This is a genomic window from Gluconacetobacter tumulicola, from assembly GCF_014174215.1.
GTDB lineage: Bacteria > Pseudomonadota > Alphaproteobacteria > Acetobacterales > Acetobacteraceae > Gluconacetobacter > Gluconacetobacter tumulicola.
Map to the genome: position 1 here is coordinate 15,093 of NZ_JABEQL010000023.1, position 18,560 is coordinate 33,652.

The 18,560-nt window shown below is 54.0% G+C and carries 12 protein-coding genes and 1 pseudogene; 5 read left to right on the plus strand and 8 right to left on the minus strand.

Translation table 11 applies throughout. The features are described 5' to 3' along the window. Window positions 1–6: 6 nt before the first annotated feature. On the minus strand, window positions 7–1,908 hold the full coding sequence (locus tag HLH29_RS14690) for a bifunctional 5-dehydro-2-deoxygluconokinase/5-dehydro-2-deoxyphosphogluconate aldolase (RefSeq protein WP_246374278.1): 1,902 nt from the start codon (window positions 1,906–1,908) through the stop codon (window positions 7–9). A gap of 283 nt (window positions 1,909–2,191) precedes the next feature. Then, a complete protein-coding gene (locus tag HLH29_RS14695) occupies window positions 2,192–2,602 on the minus strand; it encodes a tautomerase family protein (protein ID WP_182968117.1) in 411 nt (136 codons plus the stop codon). Window positions 2,603–2,943: 341 nt separating this feature from the next. Here HLH29_RS14695 and HLH29_RS14700 point away from each other — a divergent pair, with 341 nt between their 5' ends. Continuing rightward, window positions 2,944–3,804 carry a MurR/RpiR family transcriptional regulator gene (locus HLH29_RS14700; protein ID WP_182968119.1) on the plus strand — a complete coding sequence of 287 codons (861 nt, stop codon included), beginning with the start codon at window positions 2,944–2,946 and terminating at the stop codon, window positions 3,802–3,804. A gap of 56 nt (window positions 3,805–3,860) precedes the next feature. Here HLH29_RS14700 and HLH29_RS14705 read toward each other — a convergent pair. After that, window positions 3,861–4,810: pseudogene (locus HLH29_RS14705) on the minus strand (IS630 family transposase). A 602-nt stretch (window positions 4,811–5,412) separates the two neighbouring features. Between HLH29_RS14705 and HLH29_RS14710 the strand changes: the two are divergent. Genes HLH29_RS14710 through HLH29_RS14725 form a run of 4 tightly spaced genes read left to right on the plus strand, consistent with a single transcriptional unit; the run spans window position 5,413 to window position 10,402 of the window. Continuing rightward, window positions 5,413–6,885: a sugar porter family MFS transporter gene (locus HLH29_RS14710; protein ID WP_182968121.1), complete on the plus strand. Its 1,473-nt coding sequence runs from the start codon at window positions 5,413–5,415 to the stop codon at window positions 6,883–6,885. A 20-nt stretch (window positions 6,886–6,905) separates the two neighbouring features. Then, window positions 6,906–7,352, plus strand: coding sequence for a sugar dehydrogenase complex small subunit (locus HLH29_RS14715; protein ID WP_182968123.1), 447 nt, complete (start codon window positions 6,906–6,908; stop codon window positions 7,350–7,352). Further along, on the plus strand, window positions 7,352–8,941 hold the full coding sequence (locus HLH29_RS14720) for a GMC family oxidoreductase (RefSeq protein WP_182968124.1): 1,590 nt from the start codon (window positions 7,352–7,354) through the stop codon (window positions 8,939–8,941). The genes HLH29_RS14715 and HLH29_RS14720 overlap by 1 nt, the downstream gene beginning before the upstream one ends. A gap of 3 nt (window positions 8,942–8,944) precedes the next feature. Further along, complete coding sequence (locus HLH29_RS14725) at window positions 8,945–10,402, plus strand: c-type cytochrome (protein ID WP_182968126.1); 1,458 nt, start codon at window positions 8,945–8,947, stop codon at window positions 10,400–10,402. A gap of 1,028 nt (window positions 10,403–11,430) precedes the next feature. Here HLH29_RS14725 and HLH29_RS14730 read toward each other — a convergent pair. The 5 genes from HLH29_RS14730 to HLH29_RS14750 form a co-directional block, all read right to left on the minus strand. Then, window positions 11,431–12,285, minus strand: a complete 855-nt coding sequence (locus HLH29_RS14730) for a hypothetical protein (protein WP_220791533.1) — start codon at window positions 12,283–12,285, stop codon at window positions 11,431–11,433. Window positions 12,286–12,535: 250 nt separating this feature from the next. Continuing rightward, a complete protein-coding gene (locus HLH29_RS14735) occupies window positions 12,536–14,722 on the minus strand; it encodes an ATP-binding protein (RefSeq protein ID WP_182968129.1) in 2,187 nt (728 codons plus the stop codon). Next, complete coding sequence (locus HLH29_RS14740; protein ID WP_182968131.1) at window positions 14,719–16,041, minus strand: SIR2 family protein; 1,323 nt, start codon at window positions 16,039–16,041, stop codon at window positions 14,719–14,721. Before HLH29_RS14740 ends, HLH29_RS14735 begins: the two co-directional genes overlap by 4 nt. 9 nt (window positions 16,042–16,050) lie before the next feature. Further along, the gene (locus HLH29_RS14745; RefSeq protein WP_182968133.1) at window positions 16,051–16,797 is read right to left on the minus strand and encodes a PaeR7I family type II restriction endonuclease; all 747 of its coding nucleotides are present in this window, start codon (window positions 16,795–16,797) and stop codon (window positions 16,051–16,053) included. Continuing rightward, complete coding sequence (locus HLH29_RS14750) at window positions 16,797–18,515, minus strand: Eco57I restriction-modification methylase domain-containing protein (RefSeq protein ID WP_182968135.1); 1,719 nt, start codon at window positions 18,513–18,515, stop codon at window positions 16,797–16,799. Before HLH29_RS14750 ends, HLH29_RS14745 begins: the two co-directional genes overlap by 1 nt. Between the last annotated feature and the right edge of the window lie 45 nt (window positions 18,516–18,560).

Here is an 18,560-nt window from a genome sequence, read left to right on the forward strand (position 1 = left end):
ATCCCTTCAAGCCGTCTCTGTGATCTTCAGGCCGTTCCAGGCATCCACGAACGTGCGGAAGCGTCTGGCCATTTCCGCCACGGCGCTTTCGTCGTCGATCTCGCCGGCAAGCCATGCCCGGGCAGGTTGCACGAAGATCGTGCGTCCGATCGCAAAACCCTTGACCCATTTCGTCACCGAAGCCGCCTCGAAGGCGTCGATCAGATCCTGCATCGGCGCATCGAGGCCAAGGATCATAACGCCCCGACAATGCGGATCGCGCCGCTCGATGACGTCACCTATGGCAAGCCAAGCTTCTGGGTCTTTCTGACCTTCGAGTTTCCACCAGTCCGGCTTGATTCCGATATCGTAAAGTCGTGAAAGAACCTTTGAAATGGTGTCCCGCCCGAGCGATCCATGTTTGCCTGCAATGATTTCGATCAGGATTTCCCGCCCTTCCTGTCTGCAGGCATCGTAAGCGCGCGACAGTTCACGTTCCTGACGTTGCTTGAGTTCTTCAGGATCGTCCGGATGATAGAAGCACAGACACTTGATCGTCTGTTCCGTCGGCCATTCGACCAGATGGGCTCCGAGGCTTCCGCCGCATTCAAACTCCAGCGGACGCGAACCTGTCTTCTCGATCGGACGGGCAATCCACAGCCCTTTGTGAGACGCCTCGAACAATGCGTCTTGTCCATAGCGACCGTCCATGAACACGCCGAAGCCTGGCCGCCCCTGGGCGACGCGCGCTGCGGCTGCGATGGCCAGAGATTTGAACTGGCGGATTTTTTCGAATGGCGCGCCCGCGTCACGGGCGATATCTTCGAGTTGCAGGCGATGATCGCAAGCCAGCGCCATGATCGGCGTCGCCTGTTCGCAACGTGTCGTGACCCAGTGGAGGTGGTTCAGTTCCCGATCCCGACGCAACTCCTTATGGGGGCTACCTTCCTTCAGGAAATACTGAAGCTCTTCCCAGCTTGGAATTTCTGAAGAGCAAAGGAGCCGCGAGACGGCAAAGGCACCGCAGGCATTGGCGTAGGTGCAGCAGTCGGAGAGCCGCTCGCCCCGCACCCATCCGCGCAGGAAACCGGACATGAAGGCGTCACCGGCCCCCAGCGTGTTGTAGACTTCGATGGGGAAGCCGCTTCCTTTCACGCCGCCTTCGAGACTTGCGGGAATTTCTCCCTCGAATACAACACAGCCCATCGGCCCCCGCTTGCAGACAATCGTGCCGTTCGAGATCACCCGGATTGCCCGGATTGCCTCCAGCGTGTCCTCGCTTCCGCCGGCGATGTGCAACTCCTCCTCGGTGCCCACGATCAGATCGCAATCCGGAAGAATCTCCGAGAGATGCTTCGTCACTTCCTCGGAACGGACGTAACGTGCCTCGCCATCCCCGATGGCGGCCAGGCCCCAGAGATTTGGGCGATAATCGACATCGAAAACGACCTTGTGGCCATGTGCTTTGGCGATCCGCATGGCCTTACGTTGCGCGGCAGCCGAGTGGGGGCGGGAAAAATGGGTTCCGGTGACGACGATAACTTTCGCGGACGCGATGAAATTCTCGTCGATGTCGTCTTCACACAATGCCGCATCCGCACAGTCTGTACGGTAGAAAATCAGAGGGAAGCTCTCACGGTCGCGGATTCCCAAAATCGCCAAAGCTGTCAGACGCTGCGGATCGGTGACGATTCCATCGGTCGCCACCCCCTCACGCACCAGTTGCTCGCGGATGAAACGTCCGAAATGCTCGTCGCCCACCCGCGTGATCAGGCCCGAGCGCAGGCCAAGCCGCGCCGTGCCGATCGCAATGTTCGCCGGACAGCCACCGACGGCCTTGCTAAAAGTTGCCATATCCTCGAGACGACCGCCAATCTGCTGGCCATACACATCAATCGAGGAACGCCCTATCGTGATAACGTCAAGCATCGGAGTGTCCTTGCTCCTATCCGGCATCTCTGCCGCATGAGGGAATTTATGTTCCATATTATGGCATAAAAAGGAATTACACTTCCACTTCCTGATTTGGGAATTCGTTCACGCTCTCCCGATTGTGAAAGCGCGGAGTTGTTGCAAACGATGATAAGTATGTCTCAATATATAAGTGAAAACGAAAGTTTTCGCGAAATAAATAATGGAAATAACGAAATTACTACAAAATCACATTGCCCCGATCGACGAACGACGTGCCGGTCGGGGCTGGATTACTCGTTTAGTGAACCGGTTTTCCGGCTCCGAGTTCACCTGTCAGAAACTGCGCGCGGCCACGACCGAACGACCAGTGTGCGTCCTGATTTTCCACCACGGACACCATCACGTCCGAGGAGGCAATTCCACATTCCGCTTCCAGTCTTTCCGTCAAAAGTTTGTAAAAAAGCGCGATCTTCTCTTCACCACGGGGGCGACTGAACATCTGGACCAGAACCACCTTTTCGGTGCGCGGGATATCAAGCCCGGTATCTTCCACAATGAAGCGAGAAGGTTTGTATTCGCTCACCAACTGGTAGCGATCCCGGCGGGGCACGGAAAACGCTTCGAGCATCGCTTCGTGGGCGGCATCCAGCAACGCCTTGATTTCGTCATCCGTGCGGCCCCCGAGCACATGAAAGTGAAGAAGCGGCATGATTTTTCGTTTTCACAACACTAAGAACGTATCGTTTCGTCAAAGACTTAACAGGCAGGCCTTCGACCTGATAAGACTATGGGTAGCTAGGAATCTCCTCAAGCCAACGCCATTTTCACCGAGAAGGAGGTGACACCCAGGAAATAGAACATAAGTTCCTCTTCCTGTCACCTTAAAGAATTATACTTCCATAACAATATAATGTTATTATCACATTCAGATCATCTCTTTGAACGATCTTACGATGCCGTGACGATTGGTCATATAACCGAAGATCGGGCATTCTGAATTCGCACATACATCGCATCGCGCGGCGACGCGACAGTTCTGAGGAGACATCATTGGCGACCGGAAATACAGGCAGATCGCCGCACGCGGGCGAAGACACACACACTGTCACAGACGAATACGACGCGTTTCATCAGCAGCTTCGCGCTCGTTACGACGGCCTCCCGCCTCGTCTTCAACAGATTGCGGATTATATTTTGGCCCAGCCGGAAGATATCGCCCTTGGGACAGTCGGAAGCCTCGCGGCAGGCGCAAAAGTACAGCCATCGTCGGTCGTGCGCTTTGCGCGGACTTTCGATTTCAACGGCTACTCCGAGATGCAGGCGCTCTTTCGCAAAAAATTGAAGAGTCGCACCACCCCTTATCGCGATCGCGTCAACTCCCTTCATGCACAGAATGGCGCGCATGTCGGAGCGATTACGATTCTGGACGGCTTCTGCCGGGCTGCCAACGAGTCTCTGGATGCTCTTCGCCATATCAACCCCACCAGTCTGGAGCGGGCCATCGGCACGCTGGCGGCGGCGCGCTGCATCTATATTCTAGGTCTTCGCCGCTCAATGCCGGTCGCGCGTTACATGTCTTATCTTCTGACCAGACTCGAGATCCGCCATCACGTGATCGGCCTCGAATCAGGGATGGAGGAGGATACGATGACGACGGCGACATCACGGGATGCCGCCGTCGTCATCAGTTTTACCGACTATGCGCAACGAACGATCGAGTTGTGCTCGGCTCTCGAGCGTCGGCGTGTTCAGGTTGTCGCACTGACAGACAGCCCCGCCAGTCCTGTCATTCCTCCGTCCGGCCTTTGGCTGGAGGTTACAGAGGCGGACTTTAAGGGGTTTCGCTCGAATGCCGCGACGATGGTACTGATCATGGCGCTCGCCACATCCGTCGCCGAACGCCGAAAATAGGCGCGAGCGTCCGCCGGTTTTTCTGCCCCTCTACGTGTAACTAGAGCACAATCCGATCAATTTGGTTCATATCCCGCGGCGGCGAAGCAGGCAGCGGCCTGGCTGTGACAGACATCGTCGATTGCACCGCACACCGCGTCCTGGAGTGCATCGAGGGTTCGGGGGCGCCACTCGTCTGATCCATGCCTTCATCTTGGCGAAGATGTTTTCGATAGGGTTGAAGTCGGGACTGTAGGGCGGCAGGAACAGCAGGCGGGCACCGACTGCCTCTACAGCCTCCCGCGCTTCAGCACTCTTGTGTGCCGGAAGATTATCCAGAATGACGACGTCTCCCGGCGACAGTGTTGGAGCGAGCACCTTGCGAGCATAGGCGGCGAACCATTCGCCGGCCATTGGGCCGTCCAGCATCATCGGCGCGGTCATGCCGGACAGGCGCAGTCCACCGATGAACGTCGTGGTTTTCCAATGCCCATGGGGCACAGACATCCGACAGCGCGTGCCACGACGTGACCGTCCCCGCAGACGGGCCATCTTCGTCGAGACGGCGGTTTCGTCGATGAAGACCAGCCGGGCCGGATCAAGGTCAGGCTGCCTGTCGAACCAGGCCTCGCGCCGCTCTGCGACGTCGGGCCGTGTCTGCTCGCTGGCGTGCGCCGTTTTTTTTAACGGTCATGTCGTGACGGTCAAGGCAGCGCCAGATCGTGCTCGGCGCGAAGCGGACCCCATGTTCCGTAGCAAGTTTCTCCGCCAGTTCGATAAGGGAAATGTCAGCCCTGGCTTCAATCGCAGCCAGCAGGACGCCCGACCAAGCCTCGATCCGATGGGAGCGACGATCGCCACCCTGCCGCAGCGCGTGCTCCCGGCCGCTCGCACGCCATTCCGATACCCACCGGATCACGCTGGAGGCAGAGACACCAAAGCGCTCGGCAGCCGCCCGGCGGGTCATGCCAGAGGAAACCGCAGCAATGGCTCGCCGCCGCAGATCAGACGATAGGGCTCGGGTCATAATCGCCGGCCTCCATCCATCCCGGCAATCAGGATGAAGCAGATTTCGCCCAATAACGGAATCCTAAAATGACCCAGTTAGGTCAGATTATGCTTCAAATCCGCCACGGGCATGTTACGGCCTTTCAGCACCTCTCCTGATTACGTACCCGACGTTTTTGGCGAACCGTTTTCGCCTGCGGGTGGATGCATCACCTTCCTCCCGGCCATTCGCACCTGCCCTCGATCTCCGAGAATCGGTCGCTCTTTTGGTTGTTGGTATGGCAATTTTCGGGCCATTTCGCGAGCCGACATCATTATGTTACGAGAGTATCAAAAATGCGCGATTTCAGCAGGTCGAATAACGGAATCTACGTTCTTTTTGTTGCCGAATGCGGGAATATATGTTCTTTTCCTTTTCAGTCACCGTCCGGCACAGTTGCTGAATTGAGGGATGGGCAGGATGAAAAGATGTGCGATCCGATGATGCCGAGCATTCGCTATCTGCCTGTGCATGACAGCAACGGACGACATCGTCGCTGTTCGGCCCATGCTCGATCGTTCCCTAGTTGAACCGACCTTGGGAGAGACAAGCCTCGTGCCTGCTTTCCGGAGCCAAATGCAATGAAATCGATCTCCGACATTATCGTGGTAAAATCCGAGAGACACGATGTCGCCTACGTGTTGAGGATATGCGCCGTCGCAGCACTGGGCGGCATTCTCTTCGGCTATGACACCTCCGTTATTTCCGGCGCGATCGGGCCATTACGCGATTACTTCCATCTTTCCGCCGCTGAAACCGGATGGGCCGTCTCGAACGTCGTCGTTGGATGTATATTCGGAGCACTTGCGTCAGGCTGGCTCGCCCATCATTTCGGGCGCCGCCTGACCCTCTTTTTCTGTGCCCTTCTTTTTTCGGCCCAGTCCGTGGGCGCGGCACTTGCACCGACATTTTTCTGGTTCGTAATTTTCCGCCTGATCGGCGGCGTCGCTGTGGGCGTCGCTTCGGCAGTGTCACCGATGTATATGTCGGAAGTTTCTCCAAAAGACATGCGCGGTCGTGCGCTGAGTATGGAACAGTTCGCCATCGTCTTCGGGCAGTTGGTGGTTTTCATCGTGAACTATCTCATCGCACGCAGCGCGACAGAGACGTGGCTGCAAACGCTGGGATGGCGCTGGATGGTGGGATCGGAAATCGTCCCGTGCATCCTGTTCTGCGCCACGATCTTCCTCATTCCCGAGTCACCGCGCTGGCACATGACGATAGGCCGGGAGGAAGACGCAAAGAAAACACTGACGCGCATATCCAACGAGCAACATGCGCTCACGCTCATGTCGGAAATTCGGGAATCCCTCAGTGCGGAAGGCACCCAGACGAATTTTAGCCTTCGGCGCCTGTTCGCCGATCGCAATGCGCGCTGGATCGTTTTTATTGGCGCGATGATCGCTGCGTTGCAGCAGGTCACAGGCATCAACGTCATGATGTATTATGCGCCGATGGTTCTAAAAAATGCCGGAAGCGATATGCGCGGCGCGCTTTTCCAGACGATCTGGATCGGTCTCGCACTTCTGATCGGCAGCGTTCTCGGCGCGTGGATCGTGGACCGCAAGGGTCGTCGTTTCCTGATGCAATTCGGCTCCATCGGGATGATCCTGAGCCTGCTCGTCGTTTCATGGGCGCTCTATATGCAGACGACCGGGCCACTCGCACTGAGCGGTATGCTGTTCTTCATGCTGATGTTCGGCCTTTCGTGGGGACCTGTCGCCTGGATCCTTATCTCTGAAATCTTCCCCAACCGCTTCCGCGCCATCGGCATGAGCATCGCCGTCGCATCGAACTGGGTCGCCAATTTTCTGGTAGCACAGGGCTTCCCGATGATCAGCGAAAATGAATGGCTGAAAAGCCACTTCCACGGTGCGTTCTCAATGTGGCTCTTTGCGGCTTTCGGTGTCTTCGCCATGTGGTTCGTGCTCCGCTTCGTGCCGGAAACGAAAGGTATCTCCCTCGAAAAAATCGAGACCACAATGATGGGTGCGCCCCTTCGGCAGCAGGCGCAGCCGGTCATCACACCTCAAACCGCTGCCAAACCCCGGTAACGACCCAGGCGAGCACGGACATGAGCGAAGACGATCTGGATCGGGAGTTTCTGCGCCTCTCCCGCATCCTGACCAAACGAGAAGTAATCGACCCCACGACAAGTGCGCGTTGCCGGCGCGCACTTCTGGCAGCAGATCCCGCGATAATCGATCCGCTGCATAACCTGATTACGGTCACAACACGCGAAAACTTCACGAACGTGGATGAGTTCGAGAAATTTTCGCAACGACATCCCGAATTACGCCTGACGGCGCTTGCCATCATTCGTGCGTGGTATCTTGGTTATGCCGGAACTCCGGCGCCTCTCGACCAGGGAGATAACGCGCAGTTCGTATCATACGAACGCGCCCTGATGTTCGAACCTACAAGGGATGCGACGGTCATTCCGACATATGCCCGAGGGGGCACCGACTATTGGCGGGAGCCACCTAATGGCATCGCGCACGATAAAGAGAGTTCCACTTGATGACGACCCACTACGATGCCGATGTGATCATTGTCGGCTCCGGCGTGATTGGCAGCAATATGGCGCATGTCCTCGCCACGCAGGGTAAATCCGTCATTCTTCTCGAGGCGGGCGTATGGATTCCGCGCTGGAAGATCGTCGAGAATTTCCGCACCTCTCCACGCAAGATAAACAGAAACGACCCCTATCCAAGCCAGCCATGGGCGCCGAACTCCTATTCGCCGGGTTACGTCGAGAATACAGGCTCGTTCTTGTTTCGCCCCGGAATGCTGCGACTTGTGGGAGGAACAACGTGGCATTGGGGTGGGGCGACATGGCGCTTCCTTCCCAACGACATGAAGCTGAAAACACTCTATGGCGTTGGTCGCGACTGGCCCATCTCCTATGACGATCTGGAACCATGGTATGCTCAGGCCGAGTATCGCCTGGGCGTGTCGGGCGCGGACGATCAGGACCAGTCAGGACAGCACGGCGCCCCCTACCCGCCTCGTTCGACTCCATATCCCGTCAAAGCCGAGGCACAGACGTATTATTTCCGGCGCCTCAAGGAGCGGATCGGGGCTGAGGGCTACGAGTTTCTCCATGAACCTCATGTCCGGACAAACCAGCCGTGGGACGGTCGTCCTGCCTGCTCCGGAAACAACAACTGTATGCCGGTCTGCCCGATCGGCGCGCTTTACTCCGGGGATGTCCATGCCCGACATGCCGAGAAAGCGGGATGCCGGGTGCTGACGGACTCGACGGTGTTTCAGATAGAAAAGGGCGCGAAGGGCCTTATTGAAGCGGTGCATTGTCGCAGTTCGAAAGGCGTCGAGACCCGTCTTAAGGCACGAACATTCGTTCTTGCCTGCAATGGTCTAGAGATTCCCAAGCTCATGCTGGTCTCGGATGTCGGCAATTCCTCCGATCTCGTCGGACGGAACCTTATGGATCATACAGGGATCGGGTTGCAGTTCATTGCCGACGAACCTCTCTGGCCCGGCCGTGGGCCAATCCAGCAGGGAGGTATCTTCAACTGGAGAGACGGTCCGTTTCGCGCCCGTCATGCGGCCATCAAACATGCGATCAACAACGCCGTTCCCAATCAGGAAGTGGCCAGAATTCTCATAGACCGGGGTGTCGTCGGGTCAAAACTCGATCACGATATCCGCCATATGGCCGCGCGCTGGGTGGAATTTTCGACCACGTTCGAGATGCTGCCGTATTCCGGCAATCGCATCACCCCCTCAACGACACGCAAGGACGCTCTGGGCATTCCGACAATGGTCGTTCATTACGATACCGACGACTACATCGCCGCCGGCGCGGCAAAAGCAAAAGAGGATTTTGTCAGATTTGTGAAAATCATGAACGGTACCATCATCGATGACAATACCGGCTGGCAAAACCGGGATCATTTGATGGGTACGGTCATCATGGGTGACGACCCCGCACATTCCGTGGTCACGCATGAGGGGCGCTGCTGGGACCACCCCAATCTTTTCATAGCGTCCACCGGCGTCATCCCAGCCTCAGGCGTCGTCAACCCGACACTGGCTGCTCTGGCAATCGGGCTGCGCACGGCCGATATCATCGCACGGGAGACCTGAGAGATGAAACGGCTTCTCATTGCGACGATACTTCTCGCCGCCTGTCGGCCCTGTACCGATGCACGCGCCGCGGATTCAGTGATCGCACGAGGCGCTTATGTGGCGCGCATGGCGGACTGCGCCGCATGTCACATGGGTAATGACGGCACGCCGTTCGGCGGTGGCCATGTCATCGAATCTCCGTTGGGAAGCATTGTCGCCCCCAACATCACGCCATCCCGGCAATTCGGCATCGGGAACTGGACGGAAGCGCAGTTCGCACGTGCCGTGCGCAGGGGGCTATCACCGGATGGCCATCTTTATCCCGCCATGCCCTACCCTGCCTATGCCGGCCTGAGCGATGAGGATATTCACGCACTCTATGTCTATCTGAAATGGTCGATCGTGCCTGTCGAGCACGGGCCGAGCGTCGAAACGGCGCTTCCCTTCCCCTTCAATCTCCGCACACTGATGGTGGGATGGAACGCGCTTTACGCGCGAGGCAAGCCCATGAAGCACGCCGATACGGCCTCCGGCGGCTCGAAGCGCGGAGAATATCTCGTGACCGTCACAGGCCACTGCGGAAGCTGCCACACACCACGCAATATTCTTTTGGGAGAGGATCAGTCGCGTCAGTTGGCCGGAGCATCTGTCGGCGGCTGGTTCGCGCCCAATATCACCTCCGACCCGATAAGCGGGATCGGCGGATGGAGCGAGGATGAACTGGTCATCTATTTTCGCACCGGCGCCGTGGTTGGCAAAAGCCACGCGGCGGGCGGTATGGCGGATGCCATCGAACACGGACTGAGCCATCTTGACGACGACGATCTGCACGCTATCGCCCGACATCTCAAAAATGTCCCACCCATTCGTGACGCCAATACCACACAACCGGCCTACGGCGTTGCATCGGCACGCCCCGCCCCGCCCGAACCTGTCGATTTGGGTGTACGCACACCCGACAGTCTTACCGATGCGACCGATACTGACGGAGCGCGCCTTTATACGGCCGCATGTGCGGCCTGCCATCAAGCCAATGGCGAGGGAACCGCAGATCAGTTCTATCCTTCGCTTTACGCCAACACTGCGACCGGTGGCCCAAACCCGCAAAATCTGGTCATGGCTATTGTAAAAGGCGTTCGACGCTCCACACATAGCGGTTTCGCATCAATGCCGTCTTTTGAGCATGAATTGACTGACGATCAGATTGCCGCGGTGTCCAACTATGTTCTGAACAGGTTCGGCAACGCATCCCTTTCAGTGAGCGCCTCGGATGTCTCTGCGATCAAGGCCGGCGGAGAAAAGCCGTTACTGCTTCGTCTGATGGGGCGTCTCGACATAGCCGCAATGGCCGGAGCATTGGGCTTTGGCGGGCTTGCGGGAGGCGCTGCGATCCTGCGCCGGAAGGAGCGCATAAAAGCACAATTCGCCCCTTCTCCCGAGCATCTGCCGGAGCAGGGCGAGCACCTGACGCCACGATGAAGGGGTCACTACACGAAAGTGCGTTTTACGTACGCTAAGGGAGAACCTATCGTGAGCACGGGCGAGCGCCATCATGCGGCCAAGAGCGATGAAGGCGTGCGCAGCGGACGGCGCTGGTCCGGAGCGGGGAGACTTTCCACATTCCAGCGATAATCGCCAGTGAGCGAGATATGCTCCCATCCCAACGGGCGATGTGGCAAGAAATGTTCTCCGGGATCGATAGCGCACCGATTTCCCATGGAAGTGTTCGGCATGGCGACAACTGACTATCTCGCAAGGCGCGCGGAAAAGGAGCCATTTTGACTTGATGCCGGCAATGGCTGCTATCAGCGTGGCGCTTCCCAAATGCAAACTGGCAGGAAGTTCCCCGCATAGCCGTCATCCCGACATGGCTTTCGTCGAGGGAGTTTACGCATATCCTCGGCTGCGCCCCCTACCCTGCCCTTTGTCTACTGCGCCCGCTTACGCCGGAGCACGCCCATTTACGCTTGCGTATGGAGCAGATGGTTGCGGGTGTCAGGCACCCCGATTTGAACCCACGGGTGCCAATGATAGGCGTGTCATGTGGGGTGCAACAAAAAAAACCCGCCAAGTCAGTGACTTAGCGTGGTTTTTGTGTGATTTTATGGTTGCGGGGACTGGCTCTGTTCAGAACTTGCGCGATCCCCAAGTTGAAGTGGTTGCGGGGACACGCAGCCTCCGATACCGACAGTCACTTCTCGTATTTCCTGTTTAAGCAAGCCACTATATCAATCAGCAAAAGAATACCAGGTAATGGTGTAGAATCTGCAGATTTCTACGCCACATTGAGCAGAGACTTTACAAAAAAGCATTCATTCCATAAAAACCCAATCGATCTTCAAACAGCTTATCAAACATTATTGCGCTGTTCATGGCGCCAATCGGACATAACTCAATATTCTGTCCGATTTTCCAATTAATATAATAAATTCCAAATAAGATTTGTTATTATTTTTTATAAAATAATATAGTTCAATAACATATTCTGCGTGTTCGAAAAAAAATCATCATATATCTAGAATTTCGAATTTCATCTCGTTGGATATTTCTCTAATATCAATATTTTCGTTTGCACAAAATTCAGCAAGGTCTATCCATAAAGGCCAACCACTGGGAAGGTCGAAAAGAAACGCCCCATAAGGTGGGTTTATCCCTTCACAGGAAATTTCTTCAACAGCACCAAGACGATAATGGCGCATTTGAGAAAATATTTGATTTACCTGTGAACTGCTTAAATTGAAGACGCTCTCGACATCCTTCACTGGCATGAACTCGTAGGCACCCTCTCTAGGTAAACCAAATGTTTTTGAAGCATACTGCATACGATAGGCTATTTGACCCAAAAAATGTCTTGTTTCCAATGGTATTCTATGAAAAGTTTCTATATAAGAATTTAACTCTTCTATATTTTCTCTTAATTCTTCTGAAGAAAGGCTCCACTTTAAAGATTGAGAGATACGGGCCAAATTTTTAACACCGCTTGGTGCAGAAGATGAAGTCCAATCTTGGATAGATTGCAGCATTATGTACGATGGATCTGAAAAACGCCTTTCATGATTTTGCTTTATTTGCCTCATTGCCGCAGTTGGAAACTGATTTACGTCATCTGTTATTTTATGATGCGCATGACACATCAATAACAAATTTGATTCGTGTCGTCTCTGTTCATTAGTCATATGAGGATTAAATCGTTCTCCTCCTTCCAGTGCGCCTTCTATATGGCAAATCTGACCAACAAACGTACCGTCCGCAGTCATCATGAGATGACTACAGTTTGGAAACGCGCACAAATTTCCAGAACGAAGAAACAACATTCTTAGGGTTTCCGGAACGGGTTGAAGACGTTTGACTTTTTCCAACATTTCAAAAAACACTCTTCCATGAATCTATTATATGTTTGGATATATTATCACAGGGTGACACCATTGTAACATCGAGACATAGCCCCCAATTCAAAACATGACGTTCAATTAATCAGGGCATACGAACGCCACTCAGCCGAAAGAGCCAAATAAAGTTGCCCGCAAAAGATGGAGCAAGCTTACAATGAGCATCCTGAGATGACCCTACGCACGATTATGATTACTCCATTGGAATAAAATAAAAATTCATCTAAAAAGATATGTCATCATCTAAATCAAAGGAACTTTCGTCTGTCGGTGTATCCATCGCTACGTCAGCATTTCTGCCTTCCGCAGTTTCAATAGGTGCCGTAGAGGCGGACCATTGGCGAGAGACTTGTCCCCAATCAACGTGACGGGCGCTTTTGCCTGTCCACACATTCCAAAAATCAGGGTCTGACGATTGCGGCTGATGCTCTTTGGCCAGTTCATCAATTTCTACCAAGACAGGAATAGGAGTTGCCCATCCTAGAAGAATTGCTTGCTTTGACGGCAGGCTTGGAAGGTCACGTAAGAGACCACCGACATTATCAGGTACGAGACGAGCAACAAGATTTTGATCTGAATCGTTCACAATGCGATGTAGGATAAAAGTGTTACATTGTGCCAGCACAGTAGCCGACAATTCAGATGGCCTCTGAGACGAAAGTACCAATCCCAAACCGAACTTTCGCCCTTCACGCGCAATACGCTCGAAAATCTCTCGACATAGCTGGCTCGGACTGGATGCCGGTCCTTCGTCTTCTTTGCCACGCCGAATAAATGTATGAGCCTCCTCCAACACGAGAACAGTCGGCAGCGACAATCCATCAGGATGCAGCCGCCGATAGCGTTGTAGCGATTCAAAAATCACTCGCGCTAGAACAGCGACGACGACATGCACCACTTCTGACGGAACCAGCGACAAATCAATGACCGCAAGCGGCCCATTCCGTGCCCCGTCGTCACCGACGTAGCTTTTCAACCATTCTTCGAAACTCGTCGGTGGCTCTCTGGCGATAACACCTCCAAGTCTGTGATCCGCAAGCATACTCCGAATGCGTAGACCGAGAGTACTGATGAAAGCCGCGAAATTTCCACCTTGTTCGGCTGCGAGGTGATCCAGATGTTCCGCAAGTAGCGTCACGTCAAACGGAACAGGCGCGTCTTCACTGATTCCAGCAGCTACACCTGATACATCTGGAAACGCGTCAGTGACTTTAGTAATCGACGCACGAACGGTCTCCAAATCAGATACAAGAAAATCGTTGAAATACTGCCCCGATCGTCTAGGGTCGACTACCGCAGCAACCTCAGTCGACAATGTTTGAAGCAACGTTGATGATGGCAGGTCAACAGACGCAGCAAAGCGAGTTGCGTCTTCCTGAACGCTTAATAATAGCCTCGCACAATCAAACCGCGCCCCTACTGCACCTGCAAATGCGGTACTCCCGATATTGAGCATTGCCGCAATACGACCACTTGATACGAGCAGATGCCGTTTAATGACCGCTTCACGGGGTACATCTTCGTGGTGCCCGCTTTTGAGCTCCCGCAGGCCGCGCAGAAGAAGTGGACGCTGCGCGCCTGGCTGGGCATGCGCAACAGCCGTCCATTCGTGCCCACTCCACAGCCAAGCAGGAACGTCCAGTTCCTTCTCAGTTCCCTGTACAGGTGGAACCCGGAACAACCGAAGCTGATCACCGCGATCGACAAATGCCTTTGCGTATTCTCCATTTGGATCAAGAACGATGAAGCGAGCATTGGGCTGACCTTCACAGCCAGCATCCGTCATCGCCTTTTCACTAGCATCGAGCGACCAGCGAATCAGACCAGCGACCGTGCAAGATTTTCCGCTTCCTGTATTGCCTAGTACAGCAAGATGCCTGCCAAACAGCTTGTCGGGATCGACCTTGATTTCAGCGCTCGCCGCTAGGGCGGAAGTTCCGATGCGAACACGACGATCAGTCTCCTTCGCGCCAACAATAGCCCCGACCTGTTCTGGCGTTGGCATCAACACTTGATCGCCAACGGAAGGAAAAGCAACGACGCCGCGAGACAGTTCGAATATCGTCTGCTTCGATACACGATCACGACGAGAAGTGAGCGTGCCAACTGGTGATACGCACATTTTTCGAAGCGGGAACGGAAGATCGATCAGACCAAAATCCTTCAAGCCTGCACGCTTTGGGTATGGCGAACGCTCGATCCCGATCCACGATATATAGGCAACCGTAGCGCCTGCCTCATTAGGTATCAGCACATAGCCATTGAGACGTGGAAAAGCAGCAGGAGTCCCAGTATTGAGCGCAGTAGCCTGCGGAGCGTCAAGTTCGAGAAGGATACGAATTTCGTCGGGGGACACGGACTCCACCGTGCCAATCACCAAACCAGCAATTGCCTCGATTGGTGTTGTCATGTGGACGATCCACAGCCCGACAACGGATCAAAGACCTCTCCAGGTGGCGGCTCTTCCGGTGCCGACTGATACTCTGGCGGACGATGTTTCATCAACTCTGTCATACGACTTGTAACGTAATCGAGTGTTGGTTTCGGAAGATAATTTTCTATCAATGTAGTGAGATCGCCGAAGTGTGGACCTATCAATAGCGAAACTTGTGCCTCACGGGTGCGCGCCAAAAAACTTTTCAGGCGATCATCGGCATTATACGCGAACACTACGAGATGCGTAGATGGGATCGTCAGCATGTCGAGCAAGACACGGTTTATGTGATCGTCACCGAAGCCATAACCATATGTAACGGCAACAGCGTTCGGCCTACATGTCGCTGCCGCAAAATCGCGAAACAGTTCAGCATAGGGATATTGAGTCGTCTCAACATCCTTGGCTGGGTTGGGATAAATCATCACGGTATCAACAGGATTATGTGGAAGGTCCGTGTGATCGGCAGGAGCACCAAATGGTATGCCTTTTCGGAAAATCTTTCGATCAGCCCTGTCAAAAAACCAATCCAGAGAACCATGCAGCTTTGTGAGACGGATGACGCCCTCCATGAAGCGAGGTTCACCCCTAATGCCCGGCGGATTGTAATGCATATCAACTTCGACACGAGCAGAGCGGAATACGGGCGTCAATGCTCCAACAAAACGATCAATGATACGAAGTCCTGCAAGATCGCATCCATGCTCGATCAGGCGATCATAATTTGTTGTGAAAATATGTAATCGCTCGCGGGATGCTGCGCGGCTAGCAAAGCTAAGTAGAAAAGATTGAACAACTCCCTCGGCAATGATGCGCTTCGTCGGATCACCATTGATTAGCCCAGATTCCGTTGCAAGTAAGGACTCAAGAAACGATCTAAGTTGCCTATCCATCGCGTTTTTAAGGGCTTCAGCTTTCGTCGCATCAATAACCTTCAACCCCTCGTACACCGCGAGCGCAGCACGAAATTGATCTTCTATATTCGCAACACCACGCCCCATAAGTGCGGCTTCTCTGGCGGCATACGCATCAATCTGAATGTCGAATTCGCTTCCGAATGCGACCTGCCCCATTCCAGTGGTTGTCGCTCCAGCTACGTAACCAATAGCAGTTGTAAAGCCGCTCCCAATCAACAGATTCAGGTGCTCTGCCTGAAATACGGCAGACAGCCACGGCTCGATACGCTTCCGTGCCGATGCAATAAACTTGTCGAGTTCATCATCATCTGAAGGCAGGTCATTCCATGACGCGGAATGGCTTCCGACGCGATAAATGTGCTTATCGGAGAGCTTCATAATTCCTCGCTACTGTGATCGAGCAGCCTCGGCTGCAATATGCGCGGCGAATGACGCCACGAACGATTTCAAGCTGGTGAGATCCGACATGTCTTCATACACACCGGTCGTTACGGCCGAGCGCGGCGATGCCAGAACACATGCGGCGGTATAGAGGCTTTCAAGCACAAGCTTTTTGCAAAGAATGTCGTATCGATCGAGATAGGAGGCACCCCTGAACTCTTCGAAAATTGGGAAATGCCGCGAAGATTCACGCTGAGAGGGTCGACGTGACTTGTCAGCGTCTTCCACCATCACAAGCCAACCTACGAAGGGGCGGGCTGTGTCAGTACCAAATGCGCCTTCGCGATAGGCCGTCCAAAAATCGTGTGCAGTGCCTATGGCTTCTTCGGCGCGATTGTTCGCGTTGTTTCCGAATGACGGGCCAACGTGACTCTTCATCTCGACTGCTGCAATCAACCTGCCATCAAGAATCACGAGGATGTCCCAGAGCTTTGTTGGGCGGAAAAAGCCCGGCAGTGTTAGAACACTGCGCCGACGATAAATCTTAGCATGTGCCAGCCCATTTGCCTGCACAAGGTCGATTATCAATGCTGTGAACCCATCCATCGTGTTACCGGCAGTGACCGCGCCACGCTCACCAGTATCTACGGTTCCAGCTTCAATCTTGGCTTCAAGTGCTTTCTGACGATTACCCCAAAATGCCATCGTTGCATTACAGGCTTTCGCCTCGTAATCCGTTAAATCTAGACCCATTACTTTTCGTCACCCTCAAGTGTAACTCTGTCCTGAACGGACAATCCGTATAATTCAAAAGCGAGTTTGTTGCATGCCTCAGCGTCGCCCGCTTTAGCTGCCTTTTCGAGAGCTAGTCGCATCTTCGGAGAGACGTCCTTCCATTCAGGCAAGCGAATGCGCCTCAGATATTGCGCCTGAAACCGAAGGTACCCGCCGCGCATGCGCGTTGAGTAGGTCGCGACAAACAGCCTCGCAATGCCGGAAAGAAGCACCGCCTGAAGAGCGCGCATTTCCCAAGTGTCCGACGTAATAAAATACAGATTATGGTGGGGGTAGAGACTGCCTTCTTCGTAAACAATGTGAGGTGCCCCCTTAATATCGGGAATAAGTAACTTGGGCGTGCAGACTAGTTCGGGGTAAATCCTATCGATAGTCCGATACCAATTTTCCGGAGCTTTCCGGGCTACATGCCGCGCAGCAATTTGATCGCGCCGCGCATTAAGATAACGTTTTAGCTTCGGAAATTGGTCGAGCTTCACAAGCTTACCATCGTCACCAAATGGATTGACCACTCCAAGACCACGCCATTTTACATATCCGTCTATGATATCGCGCGTCATCACGAGCGGCAACTTACGACAGGCCTCCACATCAAGCCCGTCAAATTCTCCGATAAACGCTTTGTCTGCTCCGGTCGCAACGCCAATACCGACTTTGCACCCCACATCCTCGATAAGGGGAAATTTTGACTCGATCTTACGCACCAAAGCCAGGCGATCCGAGGATTCTATAATCCAAGGCTCTGAACCCGATGTAAAAGACTCCAATTCCTTCACGCCGGAATCCGACGAAGGCTTTTGCGCCGAGCCAAGAATAGCGGAAAGTTGTGCTAAAGAACTTTTAGAAATATCCGGCCTATGGGCGATGCGTGTCTGCGCACCTCTCTCACGGCCAATAATAGTGATCGCGGGATATGCTACAACATCTTGATGAAAAGCTGGAGTATTCACCATATCGACATAAATACTGAGGTGGAACCCGTCCGCGACCATCGCACGAAGGGGACCGCCGTAACGATTCTTCATCCAACGATCAGCGCAGATAAAACCGAGTTGTCCCTTTTTCTCCAGCAGTCTCAATGAGCGCTCGATGAATGGAATATAGATATCAGCACGGTCATAGATGGTTTGATAACGTGCGCGATATTCCGCCATGAGCACGTCAGGGATAAGTTCCTGCCGCACATATGGTGGGTTACCAACAACCATATCGAACTTGCCCGAAATGGGCATGAGCAGAAAATCACCTTGCACGAGCCACTGATCGGCAAGGTTTTGGGCATCTCTCTGCCCAATACCGGCCGCACGCAATTTCTGGACAACAAGGGCATGGGTTCGATCAAATGATGCTTGGTGAAGTTCCACCGCCCGAATTGCGTCTATCAGAGAATTGAGCGCAGTTCCACTCCGCTTCCACGCGATGAGCAAGCGGTCAATTGACGGAAGAAGGAAATCGCCAAAACCGAAAGATGGCTCCAATAACCGAAACGTGTGAAGGGGTGCTGAGGCATCGTAGCCAACGAGGTCGAGAATGAATTCAACGACTTCGCGCCGCGTGAAAATCGCTCCACGCTTTTCAATGCCCGCATTTGCCATCGTATCCAGTGCTTCAGTGACTGGGCATAAATCGGGGAGAGATGGCTCACGCAGTACGGTCGCAAGATTGATCTTCGCCATTAACTTCCTTGATGTCCGTTTTGCCGTCGCAAGCCTGAGTCTCTT

What these genes read in the sequence shown, in the direction of transcription:
- HLH29_RS14690 (WP_246374278.1), bottom strand. Translation starts at nt 1,908, where the DNA reads ATGCTTGACGTTATCACGATAGGGCGTTCCTCGATTGATGTGTATGGC.
- HLH29_RS14695 (WP_182968117.1), bottom strand. Translation starts at nt 2,602, where the DNA reads ATGCCGCTTCTTCACTTTCATGTGCTCGGGGGCCGCACGGATGACGAA.
- HLH29_RS14710 (WP_182968121.1), top strand. Translation starts at nt 5,413, where the DNA reads ATGAAATCGATCTCCGACATTATCGTGGTAAAATCCGAGAGACACGAT.
- HLH29_RS14715 (WP_182968123.1), top strand. Translation starts at nt 6,906, where the DNA reads ATGAGCGAAGACGATCTGGATCGGGAGTTTCTGCGCCTCTCCCGCATC.
- HLH29_RS14720 (WP_182968124.1), top strand. Translation starts at nt 7,352, where the DNA reads ATGACGACCCACTACGATGCCGATGTGATCATTGTCGGCTCCGGCGTG.
- HLH29_RS14725 (WP_182968126.1), top strand. Translation starts at nt 8,945, where the DNA reads ATGAAACGGCTTCTCATTGCGACGATACTTCTCGCCGCCTGTCGGCCC.
- HLH29_RS14730 (WP_220791533.1), bottom strand. Translation starts at nt 12,285, where the DNA reads ATGTTGGAAAAAGTCAAACGTCTTCAACCCGTTCCGGAAACCCTAAGA.
- HLH29_RS14735 (WP_182968129.1), bottom strand. Translation starts at nt 14,722, where the DNA reads ATGACAACACCAATCGAGGCAATTGCTGGTTTGGTGATTGGCACGGTG.
- HLH29_RS14740 (WP_182968131.1), bottom strand. Translation starts at nt 16,041, where the DNA reads ATGAAGCTCTCCGATAAGCACATTTATCGCGTCGGAAGCCATTCCGCG.
- HLH29_RS14745 (WP_182968133.1), bottom strand. Translation starts at nt 16,797, where the DNA reads ATGGGTCTAGATTTAACGGATTACGAGGCGAAAGCCTGTAATGCAACG.
- HLH29_RS14750 (WP_182968135.1), bottom strand. Translation starts at nt 18,515, where the DNA reads ATGGCGAAGATCAATCTTGCGACCGTACTGCGTGAGCCATCTCTCCCC.